This is a genomic window from Legionella rubrilucens, assembly GCF_001468125.1.
Lineage (GTDB): Bacteria > Pseudomonadota > Gammaproteobacteria > Legionellales > Legionellaceae > Legionella_C > Legionella_C rubrilucens.
On sequence record NZ_LNYT01000022.1, the window covers coordinates 229364 to 248528 of the forward strand.

Consider the following 19165-nt stretch of genomic DNA (forward strand, 5'->3'; position numbering starts at 1 on the left):
CGCTTACACCAGCAGGGTCTTGTGTTTTTTCCCTGCCTCTTCTCTCGCCAGACGCGGAACCAGGTAACCTGGAAGCATCGCTTGCAATTGACGATAAATGGCAAGGGCTTCGTCATCCGGCATGTCGAAATGCGCCCCTCCCTTGATCTTATCGAGCACGTGCAGGTAATAAGGCAGAACTTGACAGTCGAACAAGCGTTCGCTCAATGCGGCAAGGACGTCAGGCCGATCATTAATGCCCTTGAGCAGAACCGATTGATTGAGCAACTGGCAACCGGCCTGGTGCAGGGCAAGGCAGGCTTTAGCAACGGTTTCGTCTATCTCCTGGGGATGGTTGCAGTGAATGACAATGACTTTGCGTAAGCGTGACGCCGTCAGTTGTTCCAATAACGCCGCATTGATGCGCTCCGGCAGGACGACAGGGATGCGGGTATGAAACCGCACCGTGCGTACGTGGTTTATTTCACCCAGAGCTTTAATCAATTCGCCCATTACCAAATCCGACGCCATGAACGGATCACCGCCGCTCAATATCACTTCATGAATGGCTGAATCCTCACGGATATAGTCGATGACACGCCGCCAGCCTTCGCGGCCCGGATTGTTATCCTGATAGGGGAAATGACGACGAAAACAATAGCGGCAATTGACAGCACACGCACCGGTTAATGTTAACAGCACGCGGCCCTGGTATTTATGAATTAAACCCTGAAGCGGATTGGCTGCCGCCTCCGCCAGCGGATCAACGCTGTAGCCCTCGGTCTCATGCAACTCCTGGTCCACAGCCAATACCTGAAGCAGCAAGGGATCGGTTGGATTTCCCGCCTGCATCCGTCTGGCAAAACCGCGCGGAACACGAGTCTTGAATTGCTGTTCCGCCCCATCACTGCCCAGTGTATGAGGCAGGGAAAGGTAATCCAGCAACGCCTCTTTTGTGGCAAAACCTTGTGCCAGAATTTTTTGCCAGCTCACAGAAGCATCTCGCATTAATTGTACAAAATTGGTAAACTGCGTGAACTTTAGCGAAATTACGACAAAATCTCAACTGTGGAGAACGAATGGCTATTTACGGCAGTAATGATTTAAAAAATGGTTTGAAGGTCATGGTGGACGGCGCGCCCTGTAACATTGTTGAGTGCGAGTTCGTCAAACCCGGCAAAGGCCAGGCTTTTACCCGCATCAAAATCCGCAATTTAAAAACCGGCCGCGTCGTCGAGCGTACCTTGAAATCAAACGAGACTTTATCCTCTGCCGATGTCACCGATGTGGAAATGCAATACCTTTATAATGATGGCGAACAATGGCACTTCATGGTTCCTGACAATTTTGAACAATACGCCATCAGTACCGAAACTCTCGCGGACTCCGCCCAATGGTTAAAAGAACAGGATATCTGCATTGTGACCCTGTGGAATAACGAACCCATTCAGGTCACGCCCCCGAACTTTGTTATCCTGGCCATCACCGAAACCGACCCTGGCTTAAAAGGCGATACGTCTGGCGGCGGCGGTAAACCCGCGACGCTGGAAACCGGCGCTGTGGTGCGTGTCCCACTGTTTGTCCAAACCGGTGAGCTGATTAAAGTGGATACCCGTAAAGGCGAATACGTTTCTCGCGCCAAAGAGTAATGGGGCCTGGTGCGGGCATTTTCCCGCACCCCCTTCCTTTAATTACTTCTCTTTTTATCGCTAACTTGTTTATTATTAACAATTTTTTGATCCTATTGAACAAAAAAAATTCATGTGTTAGCCTAGCCTCTTTTATTTTTCAGGCAGAGCATCATTATGGTTTATTATTTTGGCACCCCGGATCAGGTTAAAGCCGATGAAGCTTACGTCAGCGGTGATTACCATGCAGCACTTACCCATTATTACCGCGCACTCGAAACCCTCAACCGGTACGCGGCCCAACCTCATTTTCATCCCCCTTCTGCATTTTATGATGCCGTGTGCTATGTCAATGTTGAAATTGCCCACACGCAATGCATGATCATCCAGACTGCTATTGATGACGATCGTTTTTCACAGCAGGAAACGGAGATGCTCTGGCAGCAAATCCGGGGAAAAATCCCTGAGATTATCCAGGTCTTTGAACGAATCAGGAATCATAGTCACGTCAAATGCGATCAGGCATTCATTAACAATCTCTTGGTTCTGGCTTCGGAAACCTGCGAAAAAATCAGCGATGAACTGTTTGATTTACAGGATAATCAAGAACCACCCGCTCGATTAGCTCTGCTGCAGGCCGGCAAATCCTGGATAAGAGAAGCCATTCAATACCGTCGTCAGGCAGGCTTAAGTTCAGTAGACCAGCACTTAAGCTATTTAAATACATTGGAGTCACTCTTTAAGCTGGATGCAAACCCTGAAACCATGAACGAGATGCTTTCTTACACTGAAAGCAGCCAGCTGCTTGTCACAGTATTACCAGCCACACTGGAACTGGAAGTGTGTTATTATCGCGCACTGGCCGCCTTTGAATTGCAAAAAGACGATTGCGAACTGTTTATGGCCCGCTGTCAACGCCTTATTGATGGGTTCGATTCTTCTGCCAATGACCTGATCGTGGTGGACGATGCCAAGGCACTGATTAATCGCTACAGAGGATCATTTTCTACGCCAGACGCCTTTGATCGTGCCGATGATTACCTCGATCCCGATCGGATGGATGACTCTGGATTCGAGGAACGGCCAATGGAGGATGACTCAAACGTCATGCCCAACTTCTTTTCTGCAACCATGCCGGCTGCGGCAGCCAGCCAGTTGGCAGCAGGCACATCGCCGCTGCTTAATAATCCTAAACCATGGTTATTTTTTCAGCCTTCTGTAGAAAGTACAGGAACAATGCAGGTTGTAGCCGCCATGAGGGCCATCACCGATCATGCAAAAAATGAGAAATTTTTTGCCAATATTCTGTCGGTAGCAGGAGATTATTTCTATAAAAATTGCCGGGTTAAATTTAAAAATCGCATGCTGATGGCCAATGATCTGTATACCGCGACCTTGTCCATCGATCCAAACCATGGAGTGGCCAGAGCCAACCAAAAGCAAATTCAGCGTTTCCCCGAAGTACGGGATAATCGCCTGTTTGCCATGAAAGGGAATCAACACCAGGATCCGAGAAGCGCTTTTATTCAGGCGATTGAAGACATCGGCCTGCAACTGGAAGTACTCGCTCCCCAGACAATGCAGAGAATTCTTGATGAGATGGTTCAATCCATTGCGATGACCATTGAATCAAAAAACATTGCCGGCGCCTTATCTCACCATGTCGCCGACACGTTAAGGAATCACTATAATCAAGTCAAGCCGTCTGTTTCTCTTCACGGCTTCTAGCGGCTGTTGCTGCCGCAGGCATCACCACCTGCGGCCAAATAAACCGACACCATAAGAACTGCCATAATAACCGCCATAAAGTGAGCGATTACCATACCAATAGCTGTTTCTCCAGGTCACTCCAGGATAATAGGAACTGTAATAGCTTCCCCAATAGGGTCTATACCCATAATAACCCACGGAGTAGACATAATCGCTGTTGTACCCGGGTGAATAGGTGGTGCTGGTCACCGTGCAACTGGAAAGCATGAAGGCGGACAAAGAAAGACTGCTTAATAGAATTAGTTTTTTCATAACGTTGTCCTTGTCAATAGACGTGTATAAAGTATACGACAAGAACAAATTATTAACAAATTGTGACTTTACTTTTCACTTAAATTCAAGCCAATGATGGAGAGACAAATCAAACTGATGCAGGTGAGGCGCAGCAGCGACGTTGATTCACCAAAAAAATAAATACCATAAATAACTGTGCCAACCGAACCGATCCCAGTCCAAACCGCATAAGCTGTTCCCAGGGGAAGTGATTTAAGGGCATAGGATAGAAAGAAAAAACTGACAGCCATACCGGCACCGGTCAGCAGGGAAGGATATAAGCGCGAAAAACCCTCCGTGTATTTTAGGCAAACAGCCCAGAAAATTTCAAAAAAGCCTGCGAGAAAAAGCGCTATCCATGCCATCGTTGCTTATCAATGATAAAAGAATAAAGGGTATAGGAATTTAAAAAAGAAGAAAGGGTCATCGCGATACAGGTAACGACTTTCCTGAGTTCTGAGCCGCTACTGCTCTCACTGTGGCGATCTATGAAGGACTTTAGGTTTCCTTAATTCACAAGGACGCACACCGCTCTTCAAAATCAATCTCCGTATTCGAAATTTGATTTAGGTTCAGCCAGGGCAGTCATCACCTATATGTCTAATATAATAGACCATTAAGCCATGTTGTGCATAATTTATACAAAATTACTTTTGAAAAGGGGCTCGGGTTGTACTATCCGGTTGATTTTTTTTATTTTTTTTCAGTTGTTGCTTCGTGACTTCATCAATGGGAGCAGGGCCCTGAAAGCCATGATCATTTTCCAGACGCTCTTCATCTTCGTCATTGGTGAGGGGAATTGCTGTCGGATTATTCTTTCCTTTCCCTGAATGTTTAAATGTTGACATCTTACGACTCCTTTGCTTGTGACTAAAAAGCAAAAACCACCCGAGGGTGGTCATTTGCTGTCGGTAACTAGCGAAATTTTCATTCCGTTACTACCTACATTTTAAGTATAGTAATGAATAACAACTATTTCCAATTTTATTACTAAAAGACATCGAAAATTTGATGGAAAATTTTTAAATATCAGCCGATTGATCTTTGAAAAAATTTTTATAAAAATTTGCGCAGTTTGCATAATACTTTTATATGTTCTATGGTTAGTAAGCTTACTTCAATTTTGGACAAGCAATGATAAGGAGAATTATCATGGACTATAATCAACAACCCGGGAAAAACCCGCCCCAGAACAATACGGGGAAAAATCAGACTCAAACCCAGGGACAAGGGCAAAATCAAGGGGGCTTTAATCAAAAAACCGCACAAAATCAACCGGTTAAAGGCGGTCAAGGCCAATCCACACAATCCCAAAATCTGGGTAAAGGCAACACTCAAAACCAGGAAAAGAGTAGTCAGGGTCGCAATAACAGTGATGATCCCATGCGACGCTAATCGCTAATCCATTTAAAATTCTGCCAGTTTTCTGGCAGAATTATTATCAAAAATTTTTGGATTAACAATTAAAAAAATCGTCATTTTTACCCCATTTTAATCGCGAAAATTATCAAACTGCAACGGAATTTTAATGTCTGATTTTTTCAATAAGGCAATTATTTCCTGTAAATCATCGCGTTTTTTCCCTGTTACCCGCACCTTATCGCCCTGGATAGACGTTTGTACTTTTGCTTTACTATCCTTAATGATTTTAACGATTTCCTTAGCCATGGGCTGATCAATTCCCTGTTTAAACGTCATATTCAGAGAGAAGGTTTTCCCGCTGTGTACCGGTTTGTCTTCCATGTCAACACCGGACGCATCGACACCGCGTTTACTGCAATGATTACGAAATAAATCTTCAAGTTGTCTGACCTGAAAATCAGATTCTGATTTTAATGTGACAGTCATTTCTTTTAATTCAATGCTGGACTCCACCCCGCGAAAATCAAATCGCGTTCCCATTTCCCGTACCGCATTATCGACAGCATTTTTAAGCTCAACTTCATTAATTTCGGAAACAATATCAAATGACGGCATAATGGACCTGCAACAGTTAACATAACGTGGACTTACGATTGTAACGAAAAAAAGGAAGCAGTGAAATTCCAGATGGGTCACTGGTTGAACCAGGGGAAATACTGTATAATTTTACAGCATTCTTGCCTCCCCCGTCTGAAACAGGGGCAGATTTTTTTAATGGCAAAATGGTAATATGCCGGCATCCGTTGCTTTAACTCCAACAGGTAGGATTATGAATTCGTTTGTTATTATTGCTTTCTATAAATTCACCCCCATTGCCAATCCCGAACAATTGCGTGAAATTCTTCTTTCGAAATTAATTGAACTTGACATCAAGGGCACCCTCATCCTGGCAAACGAAGGGATCAATGGCAGCTTCAGCGGCACCCGGGAGCAAGTGGATAATTTTATTGCCTACCTCAGTACTTACCCTGAATTTAAAGGCATCCATTTCAAGGAAAATTACGACAGCAGTAATCCCTTCGATAAGTCCAAAGTCAAGTTACGCAAGGAAATTGTTTCCATGGGCGTGGCCAACGTCGATGCACAAACGAATGCTGGTGAATACGTGAAACCGGAAGAATGGAATGCCCTTATCGACGATGAAAACGTGCTGGTCATCGACACCCGCAACGACTATGAAATTGAATTAGGCACGTTTAAGCGGGCCATTAATCCTAAAACAGTTAATTTCCGTGATTTTCCAGACTATGTTGAAAAAAACCTGCTTGAAAATAAAGACAAGAAAATAGCCATGTTCTGTACCGGCGGCATACGCTGTGAAAAATCCACCGCTTACTTAAAACAACTCGGCTTTGAAAAAGTGTATCACCTGGAAGGGGGAATCCTTAATTACCTTGAAAAAATCCCCGAGCAAGAGTCCTTATGGCAAGGGAGTTGTTTCGTTTTTGATAATCGCGTCGCCGTTAATCAGTCGCTCGCTTCTCTGCAAAAAGGCACCATCGATCTCGAATGGAAAAACAAACACCGTCAAAAAAGCCTTGATGACATGATCGAGTCTTAATTCATCGTGAGAACTGAATGAACATGCCCATTGCCATTCGTTTCGTTAAAATTCTACTCGTTGTCAGCGTTGCGCTCATCGCCACGCTCATTGCCTGGGGAAACATGGCTGATTACTCATCGAACCTGTCTTATGTCGCCAAAATCATGACCATGGATGATATTTTTGTTACCAGCACGCTGCGATCGCGGGCCATGCAACATCCTTTTCTCGTGCATTCTGCTTTTCTAATCATTATCCTGTGGGAATGCTGTATCGCTCTGTTGTGCTGGATGGGCAGCGTCCAGGCATTGCGTCAACTGAAGCAGAACTCCTCCGTGTTCAATGCCTCGAAAGCAACCGCTACTCTGGGTCTGATGCTGTTCTTATTGCTCTTTGCCCTGGTGTTTATGACTATTGGCGGAGAATGGTTCGCCAGTTGGCAATCGCCGCAATTCAATTCAATCACAGCCAGTAACACGCATTTTGCCTTCTTAGGCATTATCCTGTTGCTATGGCTGCATGCGGATTAATATGGACGCCTTAAAGAAAGCCGCGGCAATTTATCTTGCCAAACCCGAATACCACCAGGAGCTGGCAGAAGAACTTGGCCAGGATAGCTTAACGATTGGAGACCTGTTCTTCTCGCCGCATCCTTCGCAGACTGTTTGTTTTGCAAAAGACAGCTGGCTTAATCCCCAATTCGTTGAATTTGAATCCATTTCACAAGCAGCCGCGGTATTAAAAAACGCGGGCAAATTCTGGTACCTTCATCCCTTAACGCATGTTCGCCGCGGTCGCCTAATCGAAGAAAAATTGCGAAAAACACCTTCGCTGCTGCGTCATTTTCCCCTGACAGATGAACTGCCGCCGGTGAATGTTTTTTTCCTTCTCGATAAAAACACGCTGGTGTACAGCACTGAGCGAACGAATCCATGGCCGGACGGGGAATGTTTATTCATTGAAGACAAGGTCAATCCACCCAATCGAGCTTATTTAAAATTATGGGAAGCCCTGACCCTGCTTAACCATTACCCCAAAACCGGGGAAAAGGCCCTTGATTTGGGAGCCTCACCCGGTGGGTGGACTTTTGTCATGCACAGCTTCGGCGCCAGCGTCACCGCAGTTGACAAAGCGCCTTTGGCTGACCCCATCGCACGCTTACCGCGCGTTCATTTCCTAAAGCAAAGTGCTTTCGCACTCGATCCCGATAAACTGGTAGAGTCTTATGACTGGATACTGTCCGATGTGGCCTGCTATCCCGAGCGGGCTTTGCGTTTGATCAAACAATGGATAGCTTCAGGTAAAGCGAAGCAATTGATTTTTACCATTAAACTGCAGGGTGAAACGGATCTGCAAATCATTAAGGAATTGCAAAACATTCCCAATTCGCGGGTTTTAAATCTGTTCTATAACAAGCATGAGGCCACCTTTTTCCATCCCTTTCCAGGCTAGGCCGCCGGTTGTAATTTGACTCGGACTAATCGCGTACTCAGAATATTAATCATTAAACCGCAAATGACCAGCAAACCGGCTGCCACTTTCCAAAGCTCAAAGGGCTCGCCTAATACAATGATTGAACTGAAAACGCCCACAACGGGTACTAATAACGTATAGGGAACAACCATACCCACCGGATAACGGCTGATTAACCAGTTCCATACGCCATAGCCTACCCAGGTGGAGATGTACACAATGTAAAACAGAGAACCCATGCCCAGCCAGTTGATATGGCGGTAGGTGTAGACCATACTCGCCGGTCCTTCAAGCAGGAGGGATAACAGCAGCATGGGGATACTGGCTACAAAGCTGCCCCAAACCACCACCGCCATCATATTGACGCCTTGAAATTTTTTGGTAATCAGATTGCCAACCCCCCAGGTAGCGGCGGCAGCAAGAATGAACAGGAATCCGGTTAAGGTGATATGGCTATCCAGATGCAAGGCGACAAGGCCGATGCCGGCAAATGAAACGATGGCCCCCATGATCTGCAACAGATGAGGCTGCTCTTTTAGAAAAACCACGGCAAAGAACAGGCTGAAAAAAACCTGCACCTGAATGATCAACGAGGCCATTCCAGGGGTCATACCGGCATGCATCCCCAAAAACAATAAGGAAAACTGCAGGGCAAACATCACCAGGCCATAGGAGGCAATCAAGGTAAAAGGCACCTTCGGCGGTTTAATAAAAAAGACAGCCGGCAGGCTTGCCAGCACAAAGCGCAGAGCACAAAGCAGCAAAGGGGACATTTCATCCAGGGCAAATTTAACAAAGAGGAAGTTGACACCCCACACCAGCACCACAACCAGGGCTAATAACACATGGGCAAAAGGCATAATGGAAAACCGCTTGAAACAATACCCGTTATTTTAACTTAAAAATAACATTATTTTTTAAAACCACGTGAAAAAATAGTGTTAAGTTTAAAAATCATACAAGCTGCCTGCAGGCAAACGCCTGCAGTCTGAGAAGACAGCGGCTTAGTTGCAGCGCCTTTCTATCCAGCATTCATCATAATAATTATCGCAAACCTCATACTCCTGGCAGCGTGGAACATAATAATTCTCGACGGGCACATTGATAATCACATTGGGCACCGGAGGTCCCCAATAAGGACCTGGACCGTAATAATAGGCGCGCGGCCCATAACCTGGGTGATAATGGGTATTGCCGCCATACCAGCCCACACCAACGCTTACCGCTGACCAGGCCTGGCAATTAAAACTGGCAAGGAGGCTTACGAGAAACAAGCCAATACAAGCTGCATTGCCTTTACGTGTAGTCATTTTATTATCCTTGGGTAATGATTATTCATTTTGAACGTGGAGAACAACAGAGTCACTCGGTTGGAGGTTATTTTAAATTTGTACAACTTGTTCCGCAATTACCTTTGAAAAAATATTTTAGTTCGTTTCAATTCATTTGACGCTTAATCGTCTTGCTAACTGCCGTCGTTATTCGCAAAATGCTGGTCACCCAATTCAACCCATCAGGCTGCTGCATGAAATTGAAACTTGATAAATTTTTGGACTTTTTTAAGAAGAAAAAACCTAAACCCAAAGCCTTTTCCGCGGACAATACCCCCAACCGATTGAGTCTGCTTGAGGCGAATACCCCGGCTGAAAAAGCGGATAACCGACCCAAAATGCAGACTTTCTCCGAAAAGCAACCGAATTTATACAGCGTCTCTGCCGTTCGTATTACTTCCGGGCGCCTGGGGGTCAAAATAGCGTTTGAAGTCAAATCGGAAGCCTTGTCTAAAGTGTATTTTCGCCTGACACAAACCAAAATACCCCTGAAATGCAATAAACACAACGAAGCCTATCATCTGGCTTTAACGTTGTCGCAAAATCGCTTCATTCAGATTGTCAGTAACGATGTGTATGACATTCTTACGAGCCTTAAAATTTTATCCCCTGACTACCTGAGTCCTGAACTGTTGCAGCAAGTTGCCCAACATTTTCCTGCCATGCCTGGCGAGGTTGATCTCTACAGCTTCATAGCCCCACCCCCGTTGGACGATGCGCCTGAGCCGCCGCAGGCAGGGAATAGTAAGCCCCTTCAGACCGACACCCGTTCCTCTGGCTTTTTTATCGTGCGCCCTGTAAAACAAGCACCCACACCGCCAGAAAATCAGCCGTTGAAATACCCATAAGCAGAATCATCTGCCCTTAACTATACTGAGAGAAACTGCTGCGTTACCCTGGCCATCGAATAAGGAAGAGAAATGAAAGGGACCAGTCAAATCACTCTCTCAGTGTGTTTTATTGCCTTGCTCAACCTGCCTGCCTTCGCTGCAAACTCAGAAAACAAGCTTCATTATGGCAGCGCGTTTGAAGGCGGCGTGGTTGCCTGCCTGCAGAGCAACGGGGATCTTTATAACCTCATCGCCGCAAGCAAAGACAACAGTGATGGCATTACTTGGGGTGGGCAGGGAATTGCCATTGGTCCTTCAGCCCAAAGCGAAACGGATGGTTTGGGCAATAGCCAGGCCATTAGAGAAAAATTAGGGGACGACGCCAGTTACGCTGCGAAACTCTGTCTTGATTATGAAGTCGATGCGGCAGGCAATACTCCCTGCAAGGACGGTCAACCCTGTTACCGTGACTGGTTTCTGCCCGCTAAAAAGCAACTGCACTGCCTTTATAAGCATCACAAGGAAATCGGTGGTTTTGCGAAGGATTATTACTGGAGTTCAAGCGAATTTGCAGGTTACCCCGAATACAGTGCCTGGGATCTTTATTTTTCAGACCAGGATCACCATGATTCGGGCGAAGATGATTTTGAGAGAGTGCGTTGCGTACGCTATTTTACTCCCCCAAAATCCTGATTTTTCAAGGATTACTCCTCTGCGGTGACGCTTAACTTGCCAGCGGCACTGTATGCCTGAACATTGGGCTGATACATGGCCTGGGCATACACGGGCGGTACGATGTATTCCCCATTATTAATCGCTTTAATGCGATAAACAATTTCAGTCGCCTCAGAGCCAAGGCCGGTGAAGAAGATGACGCGGTCTTCACGCACATCGGCATAATCAAGGTATTTCGCATTCACGGAATCCCTGACGACCTCAAAGCCGCCCGGCAACAGATCGACAATGGCGACGTTATTCAAGTACCGATCATCCAATGCCCTGACTTGAATATGGACTTCCATCTCCTTGCCCAGGGCAATGGCATCGATGACATCGCCATCCAGATTACGGTATTCACGGTCAATTTCTATCCCTTGCTTCAAGGCCTCCGTGGGTGCCTGTTGATCAAAGCCCGCCTGAATCAGTTGATAAAAAATAGACTGCTTTCCTGGATTATTAAAGGTAATTTCCTTAACCCCGCTTTCCAATAACGCCTTCTGGAAAACAGGATTGCTGGCGGGTAATGCTTTGGAGGTATTGTCCGCCAGGGTTTCAGTCATTGAGAAGCTTCCCGAACCATCTGCTTCCACGGCCTGTGCGTAGGCGCCCAGCGCCAAACTGGAATAACCGGCGAGCAACGTGTTGATTTCGCCATTATTCATCGCCGACACCAGTGGGATAACGTACTGGTCAGTCATTTTTCCTAGCCTGTCCGGAAAATGGCTCGCGACTAAATAAAGGTATTGGGCATTGGCAATCGATTTGCTGTAAAAATCAGCGGATGAAGCATCGACAGGTGCCTTGTAGCGTCCGATCAATTGCTGCGCTTCATCCTCGCTTTTCAGCAATTGATAACTGGCAGCAATGTAAGCCCCGAGAATGTCCTCACGCCAGACTTTCACCTGCTCTTTTTCCAGATAAAGTTGCAGGTTGGTTAAATAATTGGTCGTAACGACTTCATTGCGGGTTAACAGATAAATGGCATAGGCCTGTAACCTCGCGTCTTCGAGATTTCGGGGATTTTGTGCGGCCAGTTCTTTTAAAAAGGCCATACCCGCATAATACAGTTCATTAGGAATGTTATAACCCTGCGCTTTCGCTTCCGTAATAAAGTGCATGGCATAGACAGAAACAAAGCGATCGCTGTCATTGGCTATCATTCCTGGCCAGTAACTAAAACCACCGCTGGTCATCTGACGTTGACCAAGCATCTGGAAGGTTGTTGTCAAGCGATCGGTAATGGAGGCGGCGCTGCTGTTAAACCAGGGCTGCTTACCCATGGCCAGTAAAGGCAGGGCCTTACTCGTCAATTGTTCCGTACACCCATAGGGATAATCATTTAAATAGCGTTCGAGACCCGTGACGAGAATCAGCGGGCTACTGGACATGGCGGCCTCGACATGCCTGTATTCGGGATACAGATTTCTATCCAGGGCCAGGCTTTTGGTTTCGCTGGTGGCGCTGCCGCTGGTAACCGAGGTGAGGAAAGCCGTAGGGGGCCTGATACTTAAGGTAGCCGCCATTTTGCTGGACTTATCCCCTGCACTGGTTACGAAAGTCACCGAGGCCGAACCAAGTACGGATTTTGCCCGTAATTTATAACTGACCGTCTTTTCCTTGCCTTCACCAATGGTCAGCGTGGTCTTGGCATCCCCAATAATCTCCAATCCGGGAGAAGCCGTCAGCACGACATCAATGGCAGCCGCCTCCCCTGAGTCTTTGATGTTATTGGCAATGCTCGCCGTCACCTCAAACTCATCCCCGGGAGCCACAAACGTGGGCACATTGGGATTGATAACAAAATGCCCGCGCACCTGCGATTCTTTGGTCGCCCCACCCACAGCATCCTCAGCCACGGCAACCGCCATGACTCTTAAAGTGCCGCTGAAATAATCCGGCACCTGGTATTGGACCTGCCTCAGGGTTTGGTCTGCGTCCATAATCCCTGACCAATACACCACGGGTAAATCGGTTTTGCGCTTGAATGGGTTTAAGTGATTCGCCAGAAACTCTTCGCCGCCATCGCCGCCCACCGTCGATAACTCGCGCTCCTGAACAAATTTAGGCAGAATCTGATCGACCGTTTGTTGCGTCAACACTTCGAGTGCTCTTTTCTGGAAAAAGAAGCTTAACGGATCGGGTACCTGATAGTTAGCCACCTGCAGAATGCCTTCATCGACGGCATACACGATGATTTTCCCAGGCTTGTCCGTCTGGTATTCAATGGTAAACGGTTCACCGGGTCTTGCCAGTTGCGGCGTGTTGAGTGCAATTTTTACCGCATGATTGTCATGGCTGACCTTAAAGGGAATCACGCTGTAACTTAAAGGACTGATAAAAATTTCTGGCGAATTCCAATCCCGGACAAAGGCGACATTCACATAGCCGTTGCCCTCAAAATCGGCAGGAATGTGAATCGTCTGGACCGAACTGGTCGTCTCCGTTTTAAACCACTGGGTTGCATAAACTTTATCCCGCTCAATGGTGATTAACCCGGCACCTGTATAGGGCGCGGTAATCTGCAGCTCAATGTCTTCATCCGCGTTGTACTCTTCCTTGCTGAGTTTGACGGTTAATTCGGCATTTTTTGCCAGAGGAATTTGGCTTTCGCCAACAACGCTGAATGTGAATTGACTCAGCTCGGTATTGTTTTTATCCACCACCCGGACGGAAAAATCACCGATTTGATTTGTCGGCAGCGGGTATTGAATGCCCTGTTCAGCAATACCAAGCGGCTGACTGCTCACCAGCGTGGATTGAACAATGGATTGGTATTGGTAAGTGCCATCCGGTTTCTTTACCAGCGTTGAAACCGGCCTTAAGGAGTAAAGGTTCAGTTTCAAATCGTTGACAGCCATGGGCTTTAACTGGGGATCGATGGCGATAAACTGTACTTGTCGGGCACTGTTCTGCTTAATGTACTTTAAATCACCATCCGGTTTATAACCGATAAGGTAGCTTAGAGGACTGACCAAAGCCGTCAATTGGGTAGCGACACTTCGGCCACCCTGGGCTTCAAAGCCCTCGGCAAAAAAGGTCAACTGATAAGTTGCCTTGTCAAATCGCTCAAGGTCCAAATTGAATACGGCCATGCCTTCCGCATCCGTTTTGGTCTCCGGCAAATTGTCTGTAAACACTTTAGCGGGTTTATCAGGATCAAGCAGCGGATCGGCAAACACATAATCTGGGTATTTATCAAAGGCCACGCGTTGCGGGGTCAGTAAAATTTTAGCGCTGACGCTGCGCTCAGCCGCAGGAGCGCCGTACAGATTCCAAAGACCCACTTTAGCGCTTAAATCGGCAGGCGACATCCACCCTTCCGAGCGCGGTTGCGACCATTGCGAGGTGATGCGCATGCGGTCCGGCTGAAACTCAGACACACGGAAATTCACCGAGCCTAAGTAACTGTCAGCCTGGTTATCCTTCACGATGTAGAGGTTAACATAATACGGCCCCGTGGGAGAGGTAGCATTGGTTGCGACATCAAAACTCATGTAACCTGACGCATCCAGGGTGAATTTTTTATCCAGAACGGTCGTGCCACGCGGATCAGTGACCGTGGCCTGGAGGGGTAAACCCGCAGGTTGAGGTTTGGCGAACGTTTGTTTGACAATGACGCCAATGTGCGCCTCATCCCCCGGACGATAAATGCCGCGATCCGTAAACAGGAAGGCACTGAGACGGTTTTTCTCATCGGCATTGTAAACGCCTCCGACATCATAACGGGAATAATTCAATTGCCGGCCGGGATTATTGTAGGGGATAAACGAAACATCGCTGCCGAAACTGGCTAAATAAGCCACGGGCTCCCTGTCTTCGATAAAATCATTGAGGGGTGGAAAATTGGCGCGACCCTGCGCATCGGTAAAACGCGTTAAGACAGGCAACCCGTTTTTACCCAAAACCGCGACCATGGCATTCACCACGGGAGTACCCTCGGTAATCGACTGCACAAACACATCATGGGATTTGTCGCTGTTGTCTTTCACAATCAAGCCCAGATCCGTCATCAAAATCAGGCGGCTGTTTTTGACGTCAAGCGGGGTATTGTTGTTCATATCCCAGCCTGTGGCCTTGAGCAGGAATAAACCCTGCGGTCCCTGACTGTTGATCTCGGTATTGACGTACTTACCCAAATCCAGCGCCGTATACTGCTGCCGGCTTAAATCCGAGTTATCGAACTGGCGTATTTCAGAAAAAAGCTGACTGATGTTCTGCTGATTAAAGCTTTGATTGATGAAATAAGGGTTATTAAAATCCCCTTGTGTCTGCGTCACCAACTGATTGATGTTATCCGGCATAACCCGGGCAATTTCAAATTTAACAGCAGAAAGCCCGCGCACTGTCACTGACAGTTTTCGCTCGCTGTTTAAGGCCAGCAGAGCCCCTTTATGTAAAAAGCCGATTTCGCGCGGGAATTCCGGCACTTTGACAATCACCGCGTAGTCACTGCTTAAGACGAAATCGCCAAAACTCTTGATGCCTTTGTTGAGTTTGACATACAGGTAACGGGGTTCATTCACGGTAAATTGATAGCTGTGCAGAGTCGAGAAATGATGTGCAGCGGGAATGGTTGTTTTATTAAGCGGAGTAGCCAGCGCCAGGATGTTTGCGGTGACTTCCCCGGGATTCTGCCACTGATAATTTTTAATCTCGCCTTGTGTACGCGTGGCGGGATAATCCTCCGGCAGCAGGTAGACATGCAGGTATTTGTTCAACTCGGCCTCATTAACACCCACGGACGTTTCCAGATTCAGAACCTGTTCCGGTTGATCATTGCTGTTACGTACAATGGCGGCATCCACTTTAACCACTTTAAAGTAACTGCCCATGTCAGGAAGCAGCACATTCCTGCTGATCGCCGCTGTCGTTTCACTGGATTGACTGGCTGATTTAACCCCGGGACCGATCGACAGTACGAGATAACGCGAGATTTCAGGCAGTTGCAGTGTCTCTGAACGCAAATACGCCACGCGGTTGTGTTTGCCATACGTGACCGTGAATTTGTACTGTTGTGCGGCCAGATCCAGTTTGTCTTTTTTAATGGCTTCCAGGATCAAGCGGGTGTTGTTTTCAAAACTGGACGTATCCACAGGGTAATTAAAGCGCACGGTGGCGACAATCTGTCGTACACTGGGTTTCACCGGATCCTGATAAAATTTCAATTGGCTGATTTTGACGCTAAACGGTTGGGTTGCAAAACGATAGGTCAGGGTGTCCATCCGGCTGCTGTCAGCGACAGCGCTTTTATCCAGCGTGACCTGATAGGTTTGACCCGCAGGCCAATCCTGGCTGGGGGTAAAAATCAGACGGTGATCATTTTCCCATTTCCAAACCCCCGGGATCTCGGGAGACAGCGTGATGCCTTCAGTAACCTCCTTGCCTATGCGCTTTAAAGGGGCTACCGATTGGCTCATAAACCCGCCATCACGGTTTACACCAAAATCAAAAATCACCGGTTCGGGAATTAATTCATCCGCTACGGGCGTTAGTTCAGGCGCTGTGATTTTGGCGGTAATCCATTCAGGAACCGGGCGGTTTTTATACCATTGATACGCATAGGCGAGCGCCGCCACCAGAATGAGGGCCGAAGCCAACGCACCCACGAATTGCGCTGGTTTTCGGCGGGCTCGCTGACCTAATTCATGGACCCAGGGCGGAGAACTCCAGCTGATACGACCAACGAGTGATGACAGGACAGAGCCCAGTGCAGCAAAAAAACGTGAAAAAGGATTGTTATTCATGTTGGGTCCAATGAAAGGGTGGCACTTAATAATTCAATCTGCTTGAGGTAGTCAAAGTCCATTTTTTATCTTTTTTAGCGAATTGGCAGGAAAAAAATAACCTCCCCGCGTACGGTTGCGTTATAGTATGGCTATGAAATTCCTCAGACCCTCTAGAATAATATTTGTTTTGCTTTTTGTCAGTGGATCGGCTGCTTATTTTTTCATTCCAAAACCGCCGCTGCTTGCGGGAGTCGATTATTCGCGGGCTTACTTCGATGAACAGGGGCAACTCTTACGGCTCAGTTTAAGTCATGACGACCAATACCGACTCTACACCCCCCTGTCGGCCATTGCATCACCCTTGATTGAAGCGACGCTGCTGCAGGAAGATCAATACTTTTATCAGCACCCGGGAATCAACCCGTTTGCCCTTTGCAAAGCCATCTGGCAGACGTATGTGATGAGAACACGGCGACTGGGGGCATCAACCATTACCATGCAGCTTGCGCGCATCCGCTTTCACTTAAACTCCAAAACGGTTTCAGGCAAGCTGATGCAGATAGCCCGCGCGTTACAGCTTGAACGGCATTACAGCAAAAACGAGATTCTTGAGGCCTATTTAAATCTCGCACCCTACGGCAATAACATCGAGGGAGCGGGGGCTGCGAGCCTGATTTACTTTAACAAACCGGCAAAGCAGTTAACGCTGCCTGAAGCATTGACGCTCAGCGTAATTCCACAAAACCCCACACACCGTACCCCTGATAATCGGCAGTTGCAAAGTATCCGTAACAAATTGTTCAACCGCTGGCTTAGCCTGCACCCGCAAGACAACACTTTCAAGGGAACCATGAGCCTGCCTCTATCGATGCGCAGTATCCGCCAGATGCCTTTCTCAGCGCCTCATTTTGTTAATTCACTGACAAGAAGCCACCCCCTGCCCACCACTGTCACGACCACGCTGGATAGCCGTCTTCAGCACATTGCCGAGCGTGTCCTGCATCACTACTTAACTCGAACCAAACGGTTAGGCGTGGACAATGCCGCCCTGCTGCTGGTTGACACGCGCAATATGGGCATTAAAGCCATGGTCGGTTCGGCTGATTTTTTTAATCAGCACATTGGCGGGCAAATCAATGGTACGGACATTAAACGCTCGCCGGGCTCCACCTTGAAACCCTTTATTTATGCTCTGGCTCTGGATCAGGGCTTAATCCATCCAGCCACTGTGCTGAAGGATGTTCCCCACCGGTTTGGCGCCTATAACCCTGAAAATTTTGATTATGATTTCATGGGCCCGATCAAAGCCAGAGACGCCCTGGTCTTAAGCCGCAATATCCCTGCCATTGCCTTGGCCAACCAGCTCAGTCATCCTGATTTGCATCAATTACTGGTAGAAGCCCAGGTCACTCAACTCAAGCCCGCCTCCTATTATGGACTGGCGCTCAGTCTGGGCGGTGCGGAATTGACGATGAAAGAACTGACCTCCCTGTATGCCATGCTGGCCAATGAAGGGGTGTGGCATGAATTACGTGCACAGGTTGATGAAGGGCGGGATGCTGGCAAACGCCTGTTAAGTCCGGAAGCCAGTTTTCTGGTTTTGGATATGCTGACGCAGATGCCAGGACCTGGCGTATCCCACCCTTTTAGTCAGGATAAGCTTAAAATGGCCTGGAAAACCGGTACCTCCTCTGGTTTTCGTGATGCCTGGACCGTCGGTGTTTTTGGACCCTATGTGCTGACCGTGTGGGTTGGTAATTTTAACAACAAAGGCAACCCGGCCTTCGTCGGCAAAGACATCGCGGCCCCTTTGTTCTTTGAAGTAGCGGAAGCGATTCGACAGGAATACGGTCCTCTGCCCAATCGGCCCCAATACCCTCAAACCATGAATTTACGGCAGATTGAAGTCTGTAAGGCGTCAGGCATGTTGCCAACCCGCTATTGCAAAGAGACGGAGCGTACCTGGTTTATCCCCGGCAAATCGCCCATAAAAAGCGATACCATCTACCGGGAAGTGGCCATTGATAGCCGCACCGGATTAAGAACCTGCCATTTTAATGAGTACACTCATTTCGAAGTGTACGAATTCTGGCCGTCTGATCTGCTTAAGATTTTTAAAAAAGCCGGGATTCAACGACGCTCTCCCCCGGTCTACGAACCGGGTTGCGAACGCATCAGCAGTTCAGGCCTGCCGCCGCAGATCACCTCGCCCCAGCGTGAACTGCGTTACATGATTCAGGCGCACGCTGCGCAAACCACCAGAATCCCTTTAAGTGCGGTGACCGATGCCGATGTGACCACCCTCTACTGGTTTATTAATGACACTTATCTTACCAGGACATCCCGCGATGAAACCTATTGGTGGCAGGCAAAGCCCGGGCACTTTATTGTGCGCGTGGTGGACGATCACGGGCTGTCTCATGCGCAGGATATAACCATCTCCGTTACCGATTGATACGTTTGATCAAAA

The 19165-nt window shown here is 47.6% G+C and carries 17 protein-coding genes; 9 read left to right on the forward strand and 8 right to left on the reverse strand.

What is annotated here, in order from left to right:
* Nucleotides 1–3: 3 nt before the first annotated feature.
* Entirely contained in the window at nucleotides 4–987 is a 984-nt protein-coding gene (epmB, locus tag Lrub_RS12790; protein WP_058532493.1) for an EF-P beta-lysylation protein EpmB, read from the reverse strand.
* A gap of 71 nt (nucleotides 988–1058) precedes the next feature.
* Between epmB and efp the strand changes: the two genes are divergently transcribed.
* Complete coding sequence (efp, locus tag Lrub_RS12795) at nucleotides 1059–1628, forward strand: elongation factor P (RefSeq protein WP_058532494.1); 570 nt, start codon at nucleotides 1059–1061, stop codon at nucleotides 1626–1628.
* Nucleotides 1629–1784: 156 nt separating this feature from the next.
* Nucleotides 1785–3335: a hypothetical protein gene (locus Lrub_RS12800; protein ID WP_058532495.1), complete on the forward strand. Its 1551-nt coding sequence runs from the start codon at nucleotides 1785–1787 to the stop codon at nucleotides 3333–3335.
* 21 nt (nucleotides 3336–3356) lie between these two features.
* On the opposite strand, the gene Lrub_RS14670 is transcribed toward Lrub_RS12800, so the two are convergent.
* The 3 genes from Lrub_RS14670 to Lrub_RS12810 all read right to left on the reverse strand — a co-directional run bounded on the left by Lrub_RS14670 (nucleotide 3357) and on the right by Lrub_RS12810 (nucleotide 4498).
* Entirely contained in the window at nucleotides 3357–3629 is a 273-nt protein-coding gene (locus Lrub_RS14670; RefSeq protein WP_082651515.1) for a hypothetical protein, read from the reverse strand.
* Nucleotides 3630–3697: 68 nt separating this feature from the next.
* The gene (sugE, locus tag Lrub_RS12805; RefSeq protein ID WP_058532496.1) at nucleotides 3698–4015 is read right to left on the reverse strand and encodes a quaternary ammonium compound efflux SMR transporter SugE; all 318 of its coding nucleotides are present in this window, start codon (nucleotides 4013–4015) and stop codon (nucleotides 3698–3700) included.
* 282 nt (nucleotides 4016–4297) lie between these two features.
* A complete protein-coding gene (locus Lrub_RS12810; protein ID WP_058532497.1) occupies nucleotides 4298–4498 on the reverse strand; it encodes a hypothetical protein in 201 nt (66 codons plus the stop codon).
* A gap of 304 nt (nucleotides 4499–4802) precedes the next feature.
* On the opposite strand from Lrub_RS12810, the gene Lrub_RS12815 reads away from it, so the two are divergent.
* Nucleotides 4803–5045, forward strand: coding sequence for a hypothetical protein (locus Lrub_RS12815; RefSeq protein ID WP_058532498.1), 243 nt, complete (start codon nucleotides 4803–4805; stop codon nucleotides 5043–5045).
* A 96-nt stretch (nucleotides 5046–5141) separates the two neighbouring features.
* Here the strand turns inward: Lrub_RS12815 and Lrub_RS12820 are convergent, their stop codons facing one another.
* Entirely contained in the window at nucleotides 5142–5627 is a 486-nt protein-coding gene (locus Lrub_RS12820) for a YajQ family cyclic di-GMP-binding protein (RefSeq protein ID WP_058532499.1), read from the reverse strand.
* A gap of 214 nt (nucleotides 5628–5841) precedes the next feature.
* Between Lrub_RS12820 and trhO the strand changes: the two genes are divergently transcribed.
* The 3 genes from trhO to Lrub_RS12835 are packed head-to-tail and all read left to right on the forward strand — an operon-like array spanning nucleotide 5842 to nucleotide 8067.
* A complete protein-coding gene (gene trhO, locus Lrub_RS12825) occupies nucleotides 5842–6633 on the forward strand; it encodes an oxygen-dependent tRNA uridine(34) hydroxylase TrhO (protein ID WP_058532500.1) in 792 nt (263 codons plus the stop codon).
* Between the two features lie 17 nt (nucleotides 6634–6650).
* A complete protein-coding gene (locus tag Lrub_RS12830) occupies nucleotides 6651–7145 on the forward strand; it encodes a DUF2165 domain-containing protein (RefSeq protein WP_058532501.1) in 495 nt (164 codons plus the stop codon).
* Nucleotide 7146: 1 nt separating this feature from the next.
* Nucleotides 7147–8067 carry an SAM-dependent methyltransferase gene (locus Lrub_RS12835; RefSeq protein ID WP_058532502.1) on the forward strand — a complete coding sequence of 307 codons (921 nt, stop codon included), beginning with the start codon at nucleotides 7147–7149 and terminating at the stop codon, nucleotides 8065–8067.
* Here the strand turns inward: Lrub_RS12835 and Lrub_RS12840 are convergent.
* On the reverse strand, nucleotides 8064–8948 hold the full coding sequence (locus tag Lrub_RS12840; protein WP_058532503.1) for an EamA family transporter: 885 nt from the start codon (nucleotides 8946–8948) through the stop codon (nucleotides 8064–8066). The two genes, Lrub_RS12835 and Lrub_RS12840, sit on opposite strands and share 4 nt — an antisense overlap.
* A gap of 144 nt (nucleotides 8949–9092) precedes the next feature.
* Nucleotides 9093–9398, reverse strand: a complete 306-nt coding sequence (locus Lrub_RS12845) for a hypothetical protein (RefSeq protein WP_058532504.1) — start codon at nucleotides 9396–9398, stop codon at nucleotides 9093–9095.
* 215 nt (nucleotides 9399–9613) lie between these two features.
* On the opposite strand from Lrub_RS12845, the gene Lrub_RS12850 reads away from it, so the two are divergent.
* Together Lrub_RS12850 and Lrub_RS12855 are read left to right on the forward strand one after the other, a co-directional pair.
* Nucleotides 9614–10267 carry a hypothetical protein gene (locus tag Lrub_RS12850; RefSeq protein ID WP_058532505.1) on the forward strand — a complete coding sequence of 218 codons (654 nt, stop codon included), beginning with the start codon at nucleotides 9614–9616 and terminating at the stop codon, nucleotides 10265–10267.
* A gap of 72 nt (nucleotides 10268–10339) precedes the next feature.
* The gene (locus Lrub_RS12855) at nucleotides 10340–10942 is read left to right on the forward strand and encodes an Lcl C-terminal domain-containing protein (protein WP_058532506.1); all 603 of its coding nucleotides are present in this window, start codon (nucleotides 10340–10342) and stop codon (nucleotides 10940–10942) included.
* 11 nt (nucleotides 10943–10953) lie between these two features.
* Here Lrub_RS12855 and Lrub_RS12860 read toward each other — a convergent pair whose 3' ends face one another.
* Complete coding sequence (locus tag Lrub_RS12860) at nucleotides 10954–16713, reverse strand: alpha-2-macroglobulin (RefSeq protein ID WP_058532507.1); 5760 nt, start codon at nucleotides 16711–16713, stop codon at nucleotides 10954–10956.
* 127 nt (nucleotides 16714–16840) lie between these two features.
* Between Lrub_RS12860 and pbpC the strand changes: the two genes are divergently transcribed.
* Nucleotides 16841–19150 (forward strand): penicillin-binding protein 1C, encoded by a 2310-nt coding sequence (gene pbpC / locus Lrub_RS12865; RefSeq protein ID WP_082651516.1) that lies wholly within the window; start codon nucleotides 16841–16843, stop codon nucleotides 19148–19150.
* The last annotated feature ends 15 nt before the right edge of the window (nucleotides 19151–19165 follow it).

Coding starts and splice junctions, on each gene's coding strand:
- epmB (WP_058532493.1), bottom strand. CDS start 987: ATGCGAGATGCTTCTGTGAGCTGGCAAAAAATTCTGGCACAAGGTTTT.
- efp (WP_058532494.1), top strand. CDS start 1,059: ATGGCTATTTACGGCAGTAATGATTTAAAAAATGGTTTGAAGGTCATG.
- Lrub_RS12800 (WP_058532495.1), top strand. CDS start 1,785: ATGGTTTATTATTTTGGCACCCCGGATCAGGTTAAAGCCGATGAAGCT.
- Lrub_RS14670 (WP_082651515.1), bottom strand. CDS start 3,629: ATGAAAAAACTAATTCTATTAAGCAGTCTTTCTTTGTCCGCCTTCATG.
- sugE (WP_058532496.1), bottom strand. CDS start 4,015: ATGGCATGGATAGCGCTTTTTCTCGCAGGCTTTTTTGAAATTTTCTGG.
- Lrub_RS12810 (WP_058532497.1), bottom strand. CDS start 4,498: ATGTCAACATTTAAACATTCAGGGAAAGGAAAGAATAATCCGACAGCA.
- Lrub_RS12815 (WP_058532498.1), top strand. CDS start 4,803: ATGGACTATAATCAACAACCCGGGAAAAACCCGCCCCAGAACAATACG.
- Lrub_RS12820 (WP_058532499.1), bottom strand. CDS start 5,627: ATGCCGTCATTTGATATTGTTTCCGAAATTAATGAAGTTGAGCTTAAA.
- trhO (WP_058532500.1), top strand. CDS start 5,842: ATGAATTCGTTTGTTATTATTGCTTTCTATAAATTCACCCCCATTGCC.
- Lrub_RS12830 (WP_058532501.1), top strand. CDS start 6,651: ATGAACATGCCCATTGCCATTCGTTTCGTTAAAATTCTACTCGTTGTC.
- Lrub_RS12835 (WP_058532502.1), top strand. CDS start 7,147: ATGGACGCCTTAAAGAAAGCCGCGGCAATTTATCTTGCCAAACCCGAA.
- Lrub_RS12840 (WP_058532503.1), bottom strand. CDS start 8,948: ATGCCTTTTGCCCATGTGTTATTAGCCCTGGTTGTGGTGCTGGTGTGG.
- Lrub_RS12845 (WP_058532504.1), bottom strand. CDS start 9,398: ATGACTACACGTAAAGGCAATGCAGCTTGTATTGGCTTGTTTCTCGTA.
- Lrub_RS12850 (WP_058532505.1), top strand. CDS start 9,614: ATGAAATTGAAACTTGATAAATTTTTGGACTTTTTTAAGAAGAAAAAA.
- Lrub_RS12855 (WP_058532506.1), top strand. CDS start 10,340: ATGAAAGGGACCAGTCAAATCACTCTCTCAGTGTGTTTTATTGCCTTG.
- Lrub_RS12860 (WP_058532507.1), bottom strand. CDS start 16,713: ATGAATAACAATCCTTTTTCACGTTTTTTTGCTGCACTGGGCTCTGTC.
- pbpC (WP_082651516.1), top strand. CDS start 16,841: ATGGCTATGAAATTCCTCAGACCCTCTAGAATAATATTTGTTTTGCTT.